Origin of the sequence: Massilia sp. Se16.2.3, assembly GCF_014171595.1 — a bacterium.
Classification (GTDB): Bacteria; Pseudomonadota; Gammaproteobacteria; order Burkholderiales; family Burkholderiaceae_D; genus Telluria.
Genome location: NZ_CP050451.1, coordinates 4,188,780 through 4,207,241, shown reverse-complemented (window position 1 = coordinate 4,207,241; position 18,462 = coordinate 4,188,780). Strand labels below are relative to the sequence as shown.

General features: G+C 58.0%; 14 protein-coding genes. 11 read left to right on the top strand and 3 right to left on the bottom strand.

The window, feature by feature from the left end:
* Positions 1 to 8: 8 nt before the first annotated feature.
* The 3 genes from G4G31_RS19205 to G4G31_RS19195 all read right to left on the bottom strand — a co-directional run bounded on the left by G4G31_RS19205 (position 9) and on the right by G4G31_RS19195 (position 4,207).
* Positions 9 to 1,304 carry a TolC family protein gene (locus tag G4G31_RS19205; RefSeq protein WP_182988969.1) on the bottom strand — a complete coding sequence of 432 codons (1,296 nt, stop codon included), beginning with the start codon at positions 1,302 to 1,304 and terminating at the stop codon, positions 9 to 11.
* 73 nt (positions 1,305 to 1,377) lie between these two features.
* Positions 1,378 to 1,695 carry a DUF2946 family protein gene (locus G4G31_RS19200; RefSeq protein WP_229425643.1) on the bottom strand — a complete coding sequence of 106 codons (318 nt, stop codon included), beginning with the start codon at positions 1,693 to 1,695 and terminating at the stop codon, positions 1,378 to 1,380.
* 88 nt (positions 1,696 to 1,783) lie between these two features.
* Positions 1,784 to 4,207: a cation-translocating P-type ATPase gene (locus G4G31_RS19195; RefSeq protein WP_182988967.1), complete on the bottom strand. Its 2,424-nt coding sequence runs from the start codon at positions 4,205 to 4,207 to the stop codon at positions 1,784 to 1,786.
* 77 nt (positions 4,208 to 4,284) lie between these two features.
* Here G4G31_RS19195 and cadR point away from each other — a divergent pair, with 77 nt between their 5' ends.
* From cadR to G4G31_RS19140, 11 genes are all read left to right on the top strand, one after another.
* Entirely contained in the window at positions 4,285 to 4,725 is a 441-nt protein-coding gene (gene cadR / locus G4G31_RS19190) for a Cd(II)/Pb(II)-responsive transcriptional regulator (RefSeq protein ID WP_182988966.1), read from the top strand.
* Positions 4,726 to 4,736: 11 nt separating this feature from the next.
* Complete coding sequence (locus tag G4G31_RS19185; protein ID WP_182988965.1) at positions 4,737 to 5,759, top strand: toll/interleukin-1 receptor domain-containing protein; 1,023 nt, start codon at positions 4,737 to 4,739, stop codon at positions 5,757 to 5,759.
* A gap of 514 nt (positions 5,760 to 6,273) precedes the next feature.
* Positions 6,274 to 7,200: a hypothetical protein gene (locus tag G4G31_RS19180; RefSeq protein WP_182988964.1), complete on the top strand. Its 927-nt coding sequence runs from the start codon at positions 6,274 to 6,276 to the stop codon at positions 7,198 to 7,200.
* 5 nt (positions 7,201 to 7,205) lie between these two features.
* Positions 7,206 to 7,646, top strand: a complete 441-nt coding sequence (locus G4G31_RS19175; RefSeq protein WP_182988963.1) for a hypothetical protein — start codon at positions 7,206 to 7,208, stop codon at positions 7,644 to 7,646.
* Between the two features lies 1 nt (position 7,647).
* Positions 7,648 to 9,690 (top strand): AAA family ATPase, encoded by a 2,043-nt coding sequence (locus G4G31_RS19170; RefSeq protein WP_182988962.1) that lies wholly within the window; start codon positions 7,648 to 7,650, stop codon positions 9,688 to 9,690.
* Positions 9,691 to 10,276: 586 nt separating this feature from the next.
* Entirely contained in the window at positions 10,277 to 10,717 is a 441-nt protein-coding gene (locus G4G31_RS19165) for a hypothetical protein (RefSeq protein ID WP_229425114.1), read from the top strand.
* 139 nt (positions 10,718 to 10,856) lie between these two features.
* The gene (gene clpB, locus G4G31_RS19160) at positions 10,857 to 13,469 is read left to right on the top strand and encodes an ATP-dependent chaperone ClpB (RefSeq protein ID WP_182988961.1); all 2,613 of its coding nucleotides are present in this window, start codon (positions 10,857 to 10,859) and stop codon (positions 13,467 to 13,469) included.
* Positions 13,470 to 13,501: 32 nt separating this feature from the next.
* Entirely contained in the window at positions 13,502 to 13,726 is a 225-nt protein-coding gene (locus G4G31_RS19155; protein WP_182988960.1) for a hypothetical protein, read from the top strand.
* A gap of 126 nt (positions 13,727 to 13,852) precedes the next feature.
* Positions 13,853 to 15,151: an isocitrate lyase gene (gene aceA, locus G4G31_RS19150; protein ID WP_182988959.1), complete on the top strand. Its 1,299-nt coding sequence runs from the start codon at positions 13,853 to 13,855 to the stop codon at positions 15,149 to 15,151.
* 194 nt (positions 15,152 to 15,345) lie between these two features.
* Positions 15,346 to 17,061: a 23S rRNA (adenine(2030)-N(6))-methyltransferase RlmJ gene (locus tag G4G31_RS29455; RefSeq protein ID WP_182988958.1), complete on the top strand. Its 1,716-nt coding sequence runs from the start codon at positions 15,346 to 15,348 to the stop codon at positions 17,059 to 17,061.
* Between the two features lie 102 nt (positions 17,062 to 17,163).
* The gene (locus tag G4G31_RS19140; protein ID WP_182988957.1) at positions 17,164 to 18,435 is read left to right on the top strand and encodes an EAL and HDOD domain-containing protein; all 1,272 of its coding nucleotides are present in this window, start codon (positions 17,164 to 17,166) and stop codon (positions 18,433 to 18,435) included.
* Positions 18,436 to 18,462 lie beyond the last annotated feature (27 nt).

Here is an 18,462-nt window from a genome sequence, read left to right as displayed (position 1 = left end):
TTCTTCTCTTAGTGTTCGATGTTCGGCATGTCTACGCCGGTAATACGTGTGATGTCCGCGGCAGCACGATGCGATTCGGTGAAGGCACGCAGGTAATCCGCTTTCGATTGGATAAGAGTGCGCTGGGCATCTAGCACATCGAAATAGGCAAACTTGCCGAACTCAAAGCCCTTAACGGCAGCGTCGTATGCGCTTTGGGCACCCGGAAGAATTTCGGAGGCGAGTACCTTAGCCTCGTGACGAGACACGCGCAGTCGTTCGTACGCCTGGGTAAGTTCGTTGTAGGTCTTGGTCTCCGCAGCTTCGAACTCATCCTTTGCAACATCTGTTCGACGCAGTGCTTCAAGGACGTTTCCACGGTTCCTATCGAATAGAGGTAGAGGTACCGACAGGCCAAAGACTGCCTGATTTCGACCCAGCTCAGCTGACCGCTTTACGCCGGCCGTTATGGCGACGTCGGGAGTACGCCGGCTCTGTTCAACTGCGACGAGGGCCTCGCGACGAGCCACTTCGACACGAGCGCGCAGTACTGCAGGCAAGGACGAGAACTTAGCAGCTAGCACCTCCCAGCTTGGAAGCTCTGGGAGATTGGATACCGTGCCAACGGCATGCTGGAATTGCGGAGAGAGGTTTTTCCACGTAGAGGCCAAGGCAAGCCGAGCGTTGTTTAGTTCACTCTGCGCTTTGGAGACCTCGAGACGAACATACGACTGCGCGACACGTGCCCGGGTTTCCTCTACGGGCGAGGCTTTCCCTGCTTGGACGCGTTTGGAGACCGCAGTTGTCACTCTGTCGGCGACGTCTTGCGATTCCTGGGAAAGTCGCAAACGCTCCTGTGCCGCCACTGTGTTCATGAATGCCGTAATGACGTCAGCCTGGACCGCGGCTCGGCTGACGCGCAGGTCCGCCCGTGCCGCGTCCTGGGCCCGTTCAGCTGCGCTCACACGGCTGGAACGTCTGCCGCCTAGTTCAAGCGGTTGGCTGAGCTGAACAGTAGTTTCTCTTGTCTCGCGCCTGGTGCCCTCGACTCCAATCTCAAGAGTTGGGTTCGGTAATGCCCGGGCCTGCATGGTGGCCGCCTCTACGGCTAGGACCTCATGTTCCGCTGCGCGGAGTTCAGGGTTGGCCTGCAGTGCCAAGCGAAGCGCGGCTTGTAGGGATAACGCGCCTGACGCTTCACGAGTTTGGTTTGCAGCATTTGACGGCATCGTATGCCCGAGCTGCGCAGGCGGGCGTGCCGTTATTTGCGCGAGAGCTGGACAGCTCAATGCCACCGCAAGAAGTGGAATGATTGGTCGATACATCGAATTCTCCGAAATTTGGACGAAATTCGACGGGACCCCTTGTTAGGGACTAACGGAGGGAGTCTCGTCGCTGTTAGGCGACGAAATGCCAGTCGGGCTTTGAGGGGCCCTCTGGGATATGTGATGAGTAGTTCAGTGCTCCGTGCGCCGCATGCTGACGTGCGTCAGGGACTGGAGGTCCATCAGACACAGAGGTGAAAAATGCGTGAGAGAAGAGGTGACAATATTCACAGTCCGCATGCGCTTTTTCCATCTCTCCATCGTCGTCAGCCTCGCCGAGCTGCGCCTTATGCTCGTGCGCATGATGCCCGAAATGCAGACTAGCTCCGGTCTCGTGCTGGCAATATGAGGCAGCGGCTGACCAAGAATACTGGGCAGGCAGCACGAACATTAACAGGATGAGGAGAAGTCTTTTCACGGTGCGGACGATAGCATAAGTATGGTTAAGGCAAAGTGTGGGCTCACAATATCGGCGCGGTCTACGACCTAGCTTTGCTAGGTTTCAGCAGGCGAAGTCCGTTGAAGACGACCAGTAAGCTTGCTCCGACGTCAGCGAACACGGCCATCCACAACGTCGCAGAACCAGCTAGCGCAAGAGCAAAGAAGACTGCTTTGATGCCGAGAGCAAGGACTATGTTCTGAATCAGAATCGCATGGGTCGAGCGGCTGAGGGAAACAAACGAAGCAAGTTTTGTAAGGTCGTCGTTCATGAGCGCAACGTCTGCAGTCTCGATGGCGGTATCGCTGCCGGCAGCCCCCATAGCAAACCCGATGTCTGCCTTGGCCAACGCTGGAGCATCGTTAATGCCGTCACCAAGCATGCCAACCATACCGAATTGCCTTTGAAGTTCTGCTACTTCTTCTAGCTTCCGCTCCGGCAGAAGCTGCGCGAGAACAGTGCCAATCCCAGTTAGCTTTGCTACATGCTGTGCTGTTCGCTCGTTATCGCCGGTGAGCATTACAGTGGTAACGCCCATCTGCTTCAACCGGTCAATTGCCAGCGCGGCTTCCGGACGAACTGAATCGGCCACTGCAATCACCCCTAGAACTGACGCGAAGTCGGCCAGGATGACTGTCGTCTTCCCTTTTTCTTCGAGGCTGCCGAGGACTTGTTCTACCGCGGGAGTAATGAGGCCCAGTTCCCTTATCAATCGCTGGTTACCCAAGTGGTATGCCACTCCGCCGACGGTGCCCCGAACTCCACGTCCTGGCAGCGATTCAAAGGACGATACGGGCATCGGTGCGCCATTTGACACGGAGGCAGCGACAATCGCACTCGCCAAGGGATGCGACGAATTCATGTCCAGACTACCGGCAATACGCAGAACGTCTTCGCTTGAGAGGGACGACATCGTAGCTACTTCGGTGACTTTCGGCCGGCCGGTCGTTAGCGTACCGGTTTTATCTACAGCCATAGCTCGAAGTCTGTAGCCGGTTTCAAGGAACTGGCCACCTTTCACCAAGATGCCCATCCTTGTTGCAGCAGTGAGGCCGCTCACGATGGTCACCGGCGTAGAGATGACCAGGGCACAAGGACAGGCGATGACCAGAAGGACTAGGGCCTTGTAGAGCCATGGGACAAATTCTCCTCCAAATACCAGAGGCGGAACTAGCGCGACCGACAACGCCAGGAGAACCACGGCAGGAGTGTAGTAACGCGCGAAAACGTCGACAAAACGCTGGGTCGGCGCCTGATTGCTCTGCGTTTCCTCGATTACTCGAACGATTTTGGCGAGGGTGCTGTTTCGGCTGTCCGACGTTGCCTTGACTTCCAGGACTCCTCGCTCATTGATGGTTCCGGCAAAAACCTGGTCACCGGCTCCTTTGTCGACAGGTACACTTTCGCCTGTAATAGGTGCCTGGTTTACTGAGGACTCGCCGGCCTGGACGACGCCATCTAGCGGGATGCGGTCACCAGGTTTCACTAGAAGGACGTCGCCGATTTGTACCGCTTCGACCGGTACTTCGCGCAGTTCACCGTTAGGTGACCGAAGGTTTGCCACGTCAGGTGCGAGCTTGAGGAGACTGTGGACGGCGTTCCTCGCCCGGGTGAGTGATAGGCCTTCGATTAGCTCGGCGACAGCGAAGAGGAAGACGACCATCGCGGCCTCTGGCCACTGACCGATTACAACTGCGCCGATGACCGCGAGGCTCATCAGGAAATTGATATCAAGAGTGAGGGTTCGTAGCGCGATTAGCCCTTTCCTCAAAGTTGGAATGCCGCCGGTGGCGATAGAAATAAACGCCAGGGCTATCACGAGGGGGGAGGAGTCCGTGTGTGTTGTCCAAGCAAACGCTTCCGCAGCCGCTGCGGTGACTCCAGACACTGCTAACAGGGATTTTTGACTCGTCGTGAGGCCCGCCGACGCGCCATCGTTACGCTGAGTCGCTGCAGTTTCGTCGACTAGCTCCGCGTTCATTCCGACAGACCGTAGGGCAGCGGAGATGGGGTCTGGACTCATGAGCTCATGGTGGACCGTAAGCGTTCTACTCATGAGGTTAAAGTCGAGTTGAAGAACGCCTTTTATCGGCTCGACCTTGTTACGGATGAGCCGCTCCTCGGTGGGGCAGTCCATGTTCGAGATGCGATACCGCACAACTTCCGCTCCTACAGGCGGCAAGGGCGCGTCCTCAGCGGTCGTTGTGGCTTGTCCGTTCGCCGCGCAACATGAGGCAGCTGCCGGGCTGGCTGAACGATTTTCCGTTCCATCGTCTAAGGGCGAATTCGACGAAAAGCGGCTTAGTGCATGCGGGATTGCACTGTCGTTTGAGCAGCAAGCAGTCGCCAGCTCATCTGCCGAGTCAACCTCCGCAACCGATTGCTCACGTAATTCCAAAGTAGGCGCCTGAGCAGCATCAGCAGGAGCTAGGGAACAGCAATCCTTGCTACGTTCGGGGGTCATGTGAGTACTTTCAAATTCGAGTATGATTCCATTAGAAACCCTGTAGTAACTACGGGGTCAAGCGTTTTGGAGGATTTATGCGCATTGGTGAGTTGGCTAAGCAAACGGGGTGCGACGTCGAGACCGTTCGCTACTATGAGAAGGCTGGACTGCTGCCGGAGCCGTCGCGTAGCGACTCCGGATATCGACAATACATGGCGTCGCATCTTGAGAGGCTCCAGTTCATCCGCCACTGTCGGTCGTTACAGATGGGACTCCCTGATATCCGCGTGCTCTTAGAGCTCCAAGCGCAGCCGACCAGCGGATGCCAAGGCGTCAATGACTTGCTTGACCACCACATCGAGCTAGTCCGCATCCAAATGCAGAAGCTTCAAAGTCTGGAGAAGCAACTGATGACGTTGCGTCATCAGTGTGAGCAACCTCATCTCGTCCAGCAGTGCGGCATTCTGCAGAACCTGAGCGATGTCGCCTCGGCCACCGACAGCGGCTGCCACAAACGACACCATACAACTGCTTAAGAGAATCAACGATGGCTAAACTTTTTTTCTCTTACTGTCATGCCGACGAGGCGCTGCGGGACCGGCTCGAAGTGCACCTCTCCATGATGAAACATCAAGGGTTAATCGAGACATGGCACGACCGCGGAATTACGGCTGGCTCTGATTTAGACTCATCTATTAAGGAAAATCTCGAGACCGCTGACGTTATTCTCTTGCTGGTAAGTGCGGATTTTATTGCCTCTTGGTATTGCTTTTCCGTTGAGATGAAGAGAGCTCTTGAGAGGCATGCTGAAGGCAGCGCCCGCGTCATTCCTGTGATTCTTGAACCATGTGACTGGCATCCCGCACCGTTCGGCAAACTGCTCGCTGTCCCGAAAGATGGTAAAGCTGTGACTACATGGCCGAATCAGGCAGAGGCGTGGACGGACGTAGCCCGTCAGATTCGCACGGCAATCGAGGATATGGCTCGTGCAACCCCAACAGCTACAACGTCGAAAGAAAGGGGCGAGTCAGCGTGGGGCATCGCGCGGCCTGCGGCAGATGTCGGCCAACCGGCTGCATTTAGTACCACGCAGGCGTTGGAGCAGTCAGCGCAGGAAAGGCCAAGGTCTAGCAATCTGCGACTCAAGAAGGACTTCACGGACTTTGACCGTGATAAGTTCTTGCACGACACGTTTGAATTCATGGCTAAGTTTTTCAGCGCCTCGCTAGAAGAGCTTGCCGCTCGCAACACAGGCATCCAAGTACGCTTCCAGCCGCTGAGCGGTCAAGCGTTCTCTGCGGTTGTCTATCGTGAAGGGAAAACCGTCGCTGAGTGCTCGATACGCATCGGTGGTCTTGGCAGGGGCTCTTCATCGCTAGCATTTTCATATGGCGCCGACGCAGGGGCAAACTCGTTCAACGAAATGCTTACTATTGAGTCCGACAGTCAAGCTATGCATTTCAAACCGATGGGTATGCAGTTCCATCGTGGCAACCAAAATTCTCAGTTATCAGAGCAGGGGGCCTCAGAGTACTTCTGGGAAATGTTTATCGAGCGACTTCAACGCTAGCTAGTTTTTCAACGCCAAGTTGCCATTACCTGATGAGACGGTGGTTTTTGTTACGACCTTCTAGCCAACGGCGCACGTCCACGGCAGGTGCGAACAGATGGCAAATAGTGACAGCTCGGTCGAGGGCGCCTGCGTCAAGATGAGCAGCTCCGAACCTCACAAGGGAACTGGCGAGCTTGTGTCATCAATACAGGAGGATTCATCAAGCAACGCTTGTACTACCTCTTCTGGTCCGAATGCCATGGCCCCGGGCCACTTCTCTTGCCTGAGCAAACGAAAAAGACCGACTTCGTTGTGCCACCTAACGACGTGCTGATGTCACTTTTCATGGTTTGCCGCTAGCAGGTGCTGAGGCGCATCGCAATCAGCCTGCAGGGATATAACACTGGACTTGCCGTCAAGCCAATGTTACTTGTGGACATTTCAGTGGTCTGTCGATAGACTTCGTTAGTAGATTGTCTTCTAAAGCCTATTGTGAGTTCGACAGGTCGTCGCGTATTCGAAATGGAGCAGCATGCTAGTAACCAAAATCGGGCTATTCGATGGCAAATCCTGGGAAAGTCTGTGCCAGCTCGTTTTCAAAAGAAAATATGAAAGCGCAGGATACCACGAAATCCCGGCTTCTCCAGGTGACTTTGGTCTCGAGGGTTTTACACTTCAAAGTGGAATAGGCTTTCAGTGTTACTGCCCGGACCACAATTATAACCCTACTGAATTATACGAAAAGCAGCGGGATAAAATTACGACCGACCTTGCGAAACTTCGTACCTATTCGAGCGAAATTGCTCAGCGGATTGGTTCACTAAAAATCCGTGAGTGGCACTTCGTAACTCCTGAGATTGACCGTCATAAGCTTATATCGCACGCGAGAACGAAAGAGTTGGAGGTACGTTCTTGGAATCTACCGATACTCGACCCAGCGTTCACGATTTATTTGCGTGATGCAGACTACTACCATACAGAAATTAATGCTATTCGCTCATTGAACGGAGAGGCGTTAAATTTTGACGTCGGTCCTCGGCTGTTGCCGAGTCTCAGTGGCCCCCCGGGAGAATATGAAGCAAATTTGCGACGCAAAACCGAAGTCCGACTCGCTCCAAAATCCGCTCATCCTCAATTTCAGCGAAGACTAGATTCACTGTTTGACCAGACTCAATCGGCTTTCTTGGAGCACGGCGCAGTGTTAGGTCGAATAAATAGCTTAGCTCCAGCGGTGTACATCAAATTAATGCGTATTGTAAGCGAATATGAGTTGGCGGTGACTGAACTCACTGACACTTGGTCTGGACCGGCGGAAGAATTAGTTGCCAGGGTAAGAGATGGCCTGACGCACAGGATTACGACACAGTTAAGTCCGCAGGTCGATTTAACGGAAGCAGAACGAGTCTCACGGCACATCGTAGCTCGATGGCTTGCAGTTTGTGAACTAGATTTCGACTGAATTGCATGGCCAAACTAAAATTCATACGCCGCCCGACACCCGTATTACCTGAGCACCGGCCACTTTACAAAATTGCCCAAATACTTCTTGTCTTGCACTTCTCGCGCGGGAAGAAGTCAAGTGTACTCCGACTGCATCTTTTTAACTGGGCACTTAAATCAGAACGACGAATTGTTGCGTTGCGTGAGGCAGCAGCTCGCAGTACTTTGTTAGTTCCAGCATGGGGGTTTGACCCCGCTTTGGCAATCGCATTGCGTTACGCTATTGCTGAGCGATTCATAGAATCGATTTCAAACGGATATCAGTTGACTGACCACGGCTCGAGTTTCATTAAAGAAGCCTTGAAAGACGCTGAAATATTTTCCAAAGAGCGCACGGATTTGGCTGTCATCGGTAAGGGTATTACAGAAGCAATGGTCGATAAAGTCGTTAAAGATTGGAACTAAAATGCGCATTAACGCGGTTAAGTTGCGGGTGGCAACTGGCGAAGGCGATTTCGGATTCTTCGTAAAGTTCGGAAAAAAATTAACTATTATTAGAGGTAACAACTCATCAGGCAAGAGTACGCTTTTTCTTTGTCTTCTGTATGCGCTCGGGATGGAAGAAATCGCTGGCGGAAAAAACGAAGCTATCCTCCCATATGCGACCAAGGACCACTTCATGTATGACGGGCGCCGTATTGAGGTGCTTGCTTCCGAGGTTTACTTGGAGGTTACGAATGGCTCAGGTGAGGTACTCACATTTCGCCGGGCAATTCGTGACCCGCAGAAGAGTTCTAAGCTGATTGAGGTCTTAGACGGGACTTGGCTTACTGACCGGCCGCACACCTCACGCATACGCCCGACCTATTTGCATGATGCCGGCGGCGCACAAAAGGCTGAAGGATTTCATAATCTACTCGAGAAATTCTTGGGTTATGAACTTCCTAGTGTTCCGACTACTAGCGGCGGTAGTACAAAGCTTTATTTGCAGGCAATCTTCGCTGCTATCGCTGTTGAGCAGAAGCGGGGATGGACTGACTATATTGCAAACATCCCGTTCTTCGGTATAAGAGACGCGCGCACTCGTGTCGTCGAATTTTTACTTGACCTTGATGTATTTTCGACTAATGCTGAGCGCAACCGTCTGAACGCCGAATCAGTGGTGATTGCAACGGCGTGGGACTCCGCCTTTCAGGCCTTGCAGAGCATTAGCCAAGATAACAGCTTTGATGTTGCGAATGTTCCCTCCAAAGTCTCTGCACTCTTTCTCACAAGCGAAATTGTAGTGCAAAAGAGAGATGGTGACGAGCTGTTCCCATTGCACACGTATATAGCGAAACTAAAGTCTGAGCACGAGAGAATTGAACAGCGAACTACCACTGGCCCGGAACCGAAATCGAGCGAAGCTGAATCTGCGTTGGACCTCGGCAAAAAGGAGCTTTTCCGGCTAGCAAATTTGTATGATACGGCTGTGAGTACGCAGGCCTACCAAAGGGCATCTGTGAAAGAGTATGAGTTACTCTACAGAGAGGCTGCGGATGACCTTGCTCGCAACAGGACAGCTCTTAAATTAAGAAAGCTTGGTGCTGAAGAGTTCGAAGTAGCGCTAGCGAGTGACCGATGCCCGACATGTCATCAGACGGTGGAAGATTCACTGCTCACTGGGTTAATTGAGGGGCCCCAAATGGACCTCGAAACGAACGTCCTGTACTTGGAAAAACAGGCGCGAATGCTTGAGCGGCAGATTGCGGGCGGCAGAAATGCAGCGGCGGAGAGCGACGCACTCATCCACGATTTGAGCAGAAAAATGAGTGAGACCCGTGAATGGCTTGCTGCGCTTCGTTCTGACGTGGCTACCGATGCTGTTGAATCGCGAGCGCTAATCCGCAGGCAGGTTCAAATCGAGACGGAGATTGAGCGACTGCAAACCGTACAAACGGAGCTTGCCAAGTTGATTGACAAGTTTCAAATGCTCGCTAAACAGCTCCAAGCCAATCAGAGCCGACGAAAGATGGTTCCAAAGGAGTATTATTCCGACGAGGATAAACGAAAGATTCGGGTATTCGAAAAACTATTTCGTGCTAACGCAAGCTCATTCGAATATGAGAGTGCTGAGGTCAAAGACATCCATGTGAACGACGAAACCTTGGTTCCGTTTTTACAGAATATCGAACTGCGAGAAATTAAGACAGATATTAAGGCAGACTCCAGTGCAAGTGATTTTGTGCGCTTGATACTTAGCTATTTGCTAGCATTACATCAAGCGTCGTCCTTGCCAGGCGGCGGTGGGCGCCATCCTGGTATTCTGTTGTTTGATGAGCCGGGACAGCATTCAATGGCGCAATCTAGTCAGCGAGCACTATTATTGCAGATTGTTGGTGCTCCATTGCTTCAAGGAATTGTAGCTGCTTCGTTTGATGAGTCCCCTGAGGTTTTCAAGGAAGTCACAAGAGGAATTGAGTTTGAACTGGTTGAGCTGGGCGCGAAATCTATCCAGCCACTTTTCTAGGTTTTGTAACTACATAACCAAGAGTCGAATTGGTCGGAAGTTTGCTGTAGCTAGAAGACTCTCTCGTACGCCATTTAAGTAAAGTGCATCTTATCGCGAGGCGTTCTAGGTATTGAGGCGACTTAATCTACCTTGCCCTCAGAGTCATCGTCAAGGAATATAGCAGTCCGCGGTAGCATCAGGTCGTAGCATGAAACTATGGTATCTAGCGCGATGTCCTTACTGGGACCACCCCAGTACGCCGTCGCCGACCCGCGCGTCCAAAGTGGCTGTAAGGCAACGTATTGCGCGTGGGCACTCCCAGCCGCAAGGGAGCGCGTCCGCGTATTTGTAAACAACTTTTTTTCACGCGACTTGTTTACAGTTTTTCGCCGCTACCGGACATAAGTTATCCACACCGAGCCATTTTTGCGGGAGAGAAAAGTCTGAAAAGCGGGATGTTTACGAAAAGAAAGATGCATAGCAAAAGAACGTGCGCGACCTGGCGATGGTGCCGGGCAGCGCGAAGGCGTACGAGGAGTGAGCCCGGGCTTGCCGGGCGCCGCGGCTGCGCGCGCCCGCGCCCGGAACCACGCACCCGCATGCCATGAACTCGATGCCGCAAGCCCCCAACATGTATCTCCTGGCCGGCGCCGCGCTCAGCGCCTGCGCGGCCCTGCTGCACCTGGCGATCATCGCCGGCGGACCCGCCTGGTACCGCTTCTTTGGCGCCGGCGAAGACATGGCCGCTGCAGCCGCCCGGGGACGCATCATGCCGGCCCCGGTGACGCTGGCCATCGCCGCCGTGCTCGGCGCCTGGTCGGCGTATGCGCTCGCGGGCGCCGGCGCCATCCCGCCCTTGCCGCTGCTGCGCCCGGCCCCGGTCCTGATCACGGCCATCTACCTGGTGCGCGCGGTCGCCTTCGCGCCGGCGATGCACGCCATGGGACAGCCGATGACCCCGTTCGTCGTCTGGAGCTCCCTCATCTGCCTCGGTTTCGGGATCGTGCATCTGATCGGTCTGGTCCAGCGCTGGCCGGCGCTGTAAGCACCCCTCGTCGGCCCGGCCCGCGTCCCGATTTGCCGGAGATCTTGAAAAGTTTCCCTTGACCCCAATTTTGTTCCCTAGATAAGGGCCTGCGACATCGTCGAATGTCCGCCCACCATACTTCTAGGGAGCAACAGAAATGCGACAAGATAAACTGACGACCAAGCTGCAGGAAGCGCTGGCCGATGCCCAGAGCCTCGCGGTCGGCAACGATAACCAGTACATCGAACCCGTGCACCTGCTCGTCGCCCTGCTCAACCAGGACGATGGCGGTCCCCGTTCGCTGCTGCAGCGCGCCGGCGTGAATGTCGGCGCATTGACCAATGCCTTGAAGAGCGCTCTCGAGCGCCTGCCGAAAGTCTCCGGTACCGGCGGCGAAGTGCTGCCGGGCCGCGAACTGATGGCCCTCCTGAACCTCGCGGACCGCGAATCGCAGAAGCGCGGCGACCAGTTCCTGACCAGCGAGATGGTCCTGCTGGCGCTACTTGACGACAAGTCCGACGCCGGCCGCCTGGCACGCGAACATGGCCTGGCACGCAAGTCGCTCGAGTCCGCGATTTCGGCCGTGCGCGGCGGCGAGAACGTCAATTCCCAGGATGCCGAAGGCCAGCGCGAGGCGTTGAAAAAATACACGCTCGACCTGACCGAGCGTGCCCGCCTGGGCAAACTCGATCCCGTCATCGGCCGCGACGACGAGATCCGCCGCGCCATCCAGGTGCTGCAGCGCCGTACCAAGAACAACCCGGTCCTGATCGGCGAACCGGGCGTGGGCAAGACGGCGATTGTCGAAGGCCTGGCACAGCGCATCGTCAATGGCGAAGTCCCCGATTCCTTGAAGGGCAAGCGCGTGCTCTCGCTCGACATGGCGGCCCTGCTGGCGGGCGCCAAGTTCCGCGGCGAGTTCGAGGAGCGCCTGAAATCCGTGCTGAAGGAACTGGCCCAGGACGAGGGCCAGACCATCGTCTTCATCGACGAGATCCACACCATGGTCGGCGCCGGCAAGGCCGAAGGCGCGATGGATGCGGGGAACATGCTGAAACCCGCGCTGGCGCGCGGCGAACTGCACTGCGTGGGTGCCACCACGCTCGACGAGTACCGCAAGTATGTCGAGAAGGACGCCGCGCTCGAGCGCCGCTTCCAGAAGATCATCGTCGACGAGCCGAGCGTGGAGGCGACGATCGCCATCCTGCGCGGCCTGCAGGAGAAGTACGAGCTGCACCACAAGGTCGAGATCACCGACCCGGCCATCATCGCGGCGGCCGAGCTGTCGCACCGCTACATCAGCGACCGCTTCCTGCCCGACAAGGCGATCGACCTGATCGACGAGGCGGCCTCGAAAATCAAGATCGAGATCGACTCCAAGCCGGAAGTGATGGACAAGCTCGAGCGCCGCCTGATCCAGCTGAAGATCGAGCGCGAAGCCGTGCGCAAGGAAACCGACGAGGCCTCGCTGCGGCGCCTGGACCTGATCGGCGAGGAAATCGCGCGCCTGGAACGCGAGTACAACGACTTCGAGGAGATCCTGAAGGCGGAAAAGGCGGCAGTGCAGGGCACCACCCACATCAAGGAAGAGATCGAGCGCATCCGCCACCAGATGGAGGAAGCCAAGCGCCAGTCGAACTGGCAGCGGGTCTCGGAACTGCAGTACGGGCAGCTGCCGCAGCTGGAAGCGCAACTGAAGCATGCCGAGGAAGTGGCCGGCCAGGACAATGGCGCGGCTGAAAAGCCCAAGCTGCTGCGCACGCAGGTGGGCGCCGAGGAGATCGCCGAAGTGGTCTCGCGCGCAACCGGCATTCCCGTCTCGCGCATGATGCAGGGCGAGCGCGACAAGCTGCTGCACATCGAGGAAAAGCTGCACGAGCGCGTGGTCGGCCAGGACGAGGCCATCGAGGCGGTGTCGGACGCCATCCGCCGTTCGCGCGCCGGCCTGTCCGACCCGAACCGTCCTTATGGCTCCTTCATGTTCCTGGGGCCGACGGGCGTGGGCAAGACGGAGCTGTGCAAGGCGCTGGCAGCTTTTCTCTTCGATACCGAGGACTCGATGATCCGCATCGACATGAGCGAATTCATGGAAAAGCATTCGGTCGCACGCCTGATCGGCGCGCCGCCGGGCTATGTCGGCTACGAGGAGGGCGGCTACCTGACAGAAGCGGTGCGCCGCAAACCCTACAGCGTGATCCTGCTCGATGAAATCGAGAAGGCGCACCCGGACGTGTTCAACGTGCTGCTGCAGGTGCTGGACGACGGCCGCATGACCGATGGCCAGGGCCGCACCGTGGACTTCAAGAACACGGTGATCGTGATGACTTCGAACCTGGGTTCGCACAAGATCCAGTCGATGGACACGGACGAACCGGCGGTGGTGAAGCTGGCCGTGATGGCCGAGGTGCGCGGACACTTCCGTCCCGAGTTCATCAACCGCATCGACGACATCGTGGTATTCCACGCGCTGGATGAGAAGAACATCGGTGCGATCGCGAAGATCCAGCTGCGTGGCCTGGAAGAACGCCTGGGCAAGATGGAAATGACGCTCGACATCGACGAGGATGCCCTGCAAAAGATCGCGGAAGCCGGTTTCGATCCGGTGTACGGTGCCCGTCCGCTCAAGCGCGCCATCCAGCAGCAGATCGAGAACCCGCTCTCGAAAGCGATCCTGTCCGGCCGCTTCGGGCCGAAGGACACGATTCCCGTGCGGGTGCGGGCCGGCCAGCTGGTCTTCGGCGAGCAGCCGCAGGTGGAACTGGCGAAGTAAGCTGGTATCAAGCCAACGGGAAGGGCGCAGCGATGCGCCCTTTTTTTGTCAGGTGCACCGCTGCCTGCGGCGATGCCCGACCTCAAGACAGGGGCGACGGCCGCGCCGGCCGTTCGCGCCTGCTGCTCAGCTCAATATTTCACATCGTGAAAGACCATTGCCATCTCATGAAAAGCCGCAGCAGAAAAGTCGGCAGCGGTATTCCCATTTTGAGAAATTTCATTGCGCATCATGAAAAACAAGCGGTAAGCCATTGAAACATAAGAATAAAAAAATATTCTCATGTCTTATATAAGAGTAATTGTGCTCTGCACAAGCTGGGCTATGATTTGTCTAACGGATTTCACTTAGCAACTCAGCATTTTCACTATCAGGAGAATCAAATGGCAACTCGTGAACAGCAGATCGCAGCCTTGCAAAACGACTGGGACAACAACCCACGCTGGAAGGGTGTCGTGCGCAACTACACCGCCGAGGACGTCGTCCGTCTGCGCGGTTCGGTCCAGATCGAACACACGCTGGCCAAGCGCGGCGCCGAGAAGCTGTGGACCCTGGTTAACGAAGAGCCCTTCGTCAACGCCCTCGGCGCACTGACCGGCAACCAGGCCATGCAGCAGGTGAAGGCCGGCCTGAAGGCGATCTACCTGTCGGGCTGGCAAGTTGCCGGCGACGCCAACCTGGCCGGCGAAATGTACCCGGACCAGTCGCTGTACCCGGCCAACTCGGTGCCGATGGTCGTGCGCCGCATCAACAACACCTTCCAGCGTGCCGACCAGATCCAATGGTCGGAAGGCAAGGACGACATCGATTACTTCGCCCCGATCGTGGCCGACGCGGAAGCCGGCTTCGGCGGCGTGCTGAACGCCTTCGAACTGATGAAGTCGATGATCGAAGCGGGCGCCGCCGGCGTGCACTTCGAAGACCAGCTGGCCTCCGTCAAGAAATGCGGCCACATGGGCGGCAAGGTACTGGTGCCGACCCGCGAAGCCGTCGAAAAGCTGACCGCGGCGCGCCTGGCGGCCGACGTGTCGGGCACCTCGACCCTGGTGATCGCCCGTACCGATGCCGAAGCGGCCGACCTCCTGACCTCGGACGTGGACGACAACGACAAGGAATTCTGCACCGGCGAGCGCACCGTCGAAGGTTTCTACAAGACCCGTCCAGGCATCGAGCAAGCCATTTCGCGCGGCCTGGCCTATGCGCCGTTCGCCGACCTGGTCTGGTGCGAGACCGGCAAGCCGGACCTGGCCTTCGCCAAGCAGTTCGCCGAAGCCATCCACGCCAAATTCCCGGGCAAGATGCTGGCCTATAACTGCTCGCCTTCGTTCAACTGGAAGAAGAACCTGGACGACGCCACCATCGCCAAGTTCCAGAAAGAACTCGGCGCGATGGGCTACAAGTTCCAGTTCATCACGCTGGCCGGCTTCCACGCCCTGAACTACGGCATGTTCAACCTGGCCCACGGCTATGCCCGCCGCCAGATGTCGGCCTTCGTCGAACTGCAGGAAGCGGAATTCGCCGCCGCCGAGAAGGGCTTCACCGCAGTCAAGCACCAGCGCGAAGTCGGCACCGGCTACTTCGATGCCGTCACCCAGACCATCCAGCAGAACCAGAGCTCGACCACGGCGCTGCATGGCTCGACGGAAGACGAACAGTTCTTCGACGAGAAAAAAGTCGCCTGATTTCCTTGAAGGGGAGGCATGGCGCGTCGGCCCTGGCCGGATGCGCCGTGCAATAAAGAAGCCGCGGCCTCGGAGCCGCGGCTTTTTCTTTCCAGCCGCGATTATTTACGGCATGGCGCGGTTGTGATGGATAATGACGGTATTGCGCCGCCTCGCGCGGCCGCCGCATTGACCTCTTTGATTGGAATTCCCCTATGTTGAGCTACCGCCACGGCTTTCACGCTGGCAATCACGCCGACGTCCTCAAGCATTTCGTCCAGGCGCAACTGCACCTGTACATGAATCAGAAGGACACCGCCTACACCTATATCGACACCCATTCGGGCGCCGGCGTGTACGCGCTCGACAGTTCCTACGCCACCAAGAACGCGGAGTTCGACACCGGCATCGGTCCGCTCTGGACCCGCACCGACCTGCCGCCGGCCCTGGCCGAGTACGTCAACCTGGTCAAGGCGATGAACCCCAGCGGCAAGATGCGCTACTACCCGGGCTCGCCCTACGTGGCCGACCAGATGACGCGGCCGGACGACCGCCTGCGCCTGTTCGAGCTCCATCCGGCCGACAGCAAGATTCTGGCGGAGAACTTCCGCAAGGCCGAGGCGCACAAGGCCGAGCAGGGCGAGCGCAGCCGTGGCCGGCGCGTCATGATCGAGCGCGGCGACGGTTTCCTGAGCCTGAAGGCCCTGCTGCCGCCGCCTTCGCGCCGCGCCCTGGTGCTGATCGACCCGCCCTACGAGGTGAAAGACGACTACCGCAGGGTCAAGGACGCGCTGGAAGAAGCGCTCGGCCGCTTCCCGGCGGGTATCTATGCCGTCTGGTATCCGGTGCTGCAGCGCATGGAGTCGCGCCAGTTCGCCGACAGGCTCAAACGCCTGCCGGCCAAGGAGTGGCTGCACGTCACGCTGACCGTATCGACGCCGGGCCCGGACGGATTCGGCCTGCACAGCAGCGGCATGTTCATCCTCAACCCGCCTTACACCCTCGAGCCGCTCCTGCGCGAAGTCATGCCTTACCTGGTGAAAGTGCTGGGCAAGGATGCCGGCGCGAGCTTCCTGATCGAGCGCGGCACCCAGGTGACGGGCGCGGCGGCAGGACGGGTCGGTGCCGGCGGCAGTGCGCGCCAGCCGGTCGGCAATGCGCGCCGTGCCAGCCCGCTGTCGGGCGTGGGCAGCTTGCGCCTGCCGGGCCAGGCGGCACCCCAACGTGCCGAGCCGGAGGCAAAACGGCCGGACGGTGCCGGTGCCGACAAGGCCGGCACCGCGGCGCGTGCCAAGCGCTTTTCGCGCCCGAGCGGGGGGGAGGGGCGGCGCGTCCCGATGCCAAACCGGCGCCGCGCGTCCGCGAAGGCGGTGCCCGCCCGGATGAACGTTTCGATCCGTCCCGCGCCCCAACCGCGCCACGCGCGCGCTATGCCGACCAGCAAGCGCGCGATGGCGGCAATCGTGGCAGTCGCGGCGACGCCGCACGGCCGGCAGCGCGTCCAGAAGGCGGCCAGGCACGTAGCGGCACGCGCGGCAAACGCTGAACTTTTCAAGCGGAGCCTGTTGCCCGGGTTGCCGCCTTTCTCGCTGCCGGCCAGGCCCGGGCTTGCATGGCCTGCGTTCCTGGCAGCGGCCCATGAATGGGTTCCCGTTGTTCAACAGCGGATCACGCCCCGGATGCGCCGCTTTTTTTGTGCCGCTCGCGGCTTTGCGCTTTCCGCGGGCCGCAGCAATTTCCCTCCTTTACTGGCTCCTGGTTACCTGCCTGCAGCGAGCGTGGGTCAGGGCCAGCCTGTTCCAGTCGATTCCCAGCTTTCGCGATCCGGACGCATGCCGGCTGTCCACCGTGCGCGCCAGCTGGACGTTGCATCCATAGCGGCGCGTTTGCGCAACAGCGACGCTAAGCGAAAGCGTGCCGTTTCGATGTAAAAATGTAAAGATTGGCGTTTTGGTGTATAGTCGGAAAAGGTGCGCGTGCCGCGCGTGCCTCTTGCTGCGCCTGCTGCGCAGCAATTGTTTTCAGGAGCTCTCATGCATGCCGAAGTAAGGGCGGTAGCAACCGTGCCGTCCGACGAATTTTTCCTGGCGCGCCAGCCTATCCTTGGACGCGACCAGCATCTGGTTGCCTTCGAACTGCTGTTTCGCGCCGCGGCCGAGCATGATGACGCGCGTCTGACCGATGGCGCGGCGGCCACCGCCGCCGTCATTTCCCACGCGTCCCAGCTTGGTTTGGAGACGGTGGTCGGTCAAAAGCTGGCATTCGTGAACGTCGACGATGTCGTCCTGATGAGCGATTTCGTACGTTTCCTGCCTCCACATAAAGTTATCCTCGAAATCCTCGAAACCGTCAAGCCGACCGAGCAGTTGCTGGCCCGCGTGGCCGAGCTCAAGGAGCTCGGTTTCAAGTTCGCGCTCGACGATGTGGTGAACCACAGCGAGGAAGTCGACCAGCTGCTGGGCCTGGTCGACGTCATCAAGATCGATTTGCAGGGCATCGCCCCGGATGCGCTGGCGCCGCTGGCCGCCTCCATGCTCGCCGCCAACAAGAAGCTGCTGGCGGAAAAGGTCGAGACGGTCGAGGAGTTCCGCCGCTGCCTCGAGCTGGGCTTCGAATATTTCCAGGGTTACTATTTCGCGCGGCCGGTGATCCTCAGCGGGCGCCGCATCACGCCGTCGGAGCTGGTGATCCTGAGCCTGCTGGAGCTGGTCAACTCGGACGCCGACGACAACGTCATCGAAACCGCGGTCAAGCGCGATGCCCTGATCAGCCTGAACCTGCTACGCCTGGTCAACAGCCGTGCCACGGTGCCGGAGGAGCGGATCGAATCGATTGCCGACGCGCTGGCGCGCCTGGGACGCAAACAATTGCAGCGCTGGCTGCAGATCCTGCTCTACACCATGCCCGGCAGCGCGGTGGAACTGAATTCGCCGCTGCTGCAGCTGGCCACCACGCGCGGCAAGCTGCTCGAACTGATGTCGCTGCAGGTGCGCCCGGGCGACATCGCCGCCGCCGAGCGCGCATTCACGGTCGGCATCATGTCCCTGGCCGATGCGCTGTTTTCGATGCCGATGGCCGACATTCTCGACAATGTCGAGCTGACTGCGGATGTGCGCGCCGCCCTGCTCGAACGCGGGGGCGACTTCGGCGCCATGCTCAACGTGGTCGAACGCCTGGAAAAGGCTGACACAGGCCGCCAGTTCACGGCCGAACTGCGCAAGCTCGGCCTGACCTCGAAGCAGGTGCGCGAGATCGAACTGGCTGCCTTCGACTGGGTGAGCGAGCTGGTGCACGAAGCGGCTTGAGTGCGGTCGTTGGGGCGATACGGCGGA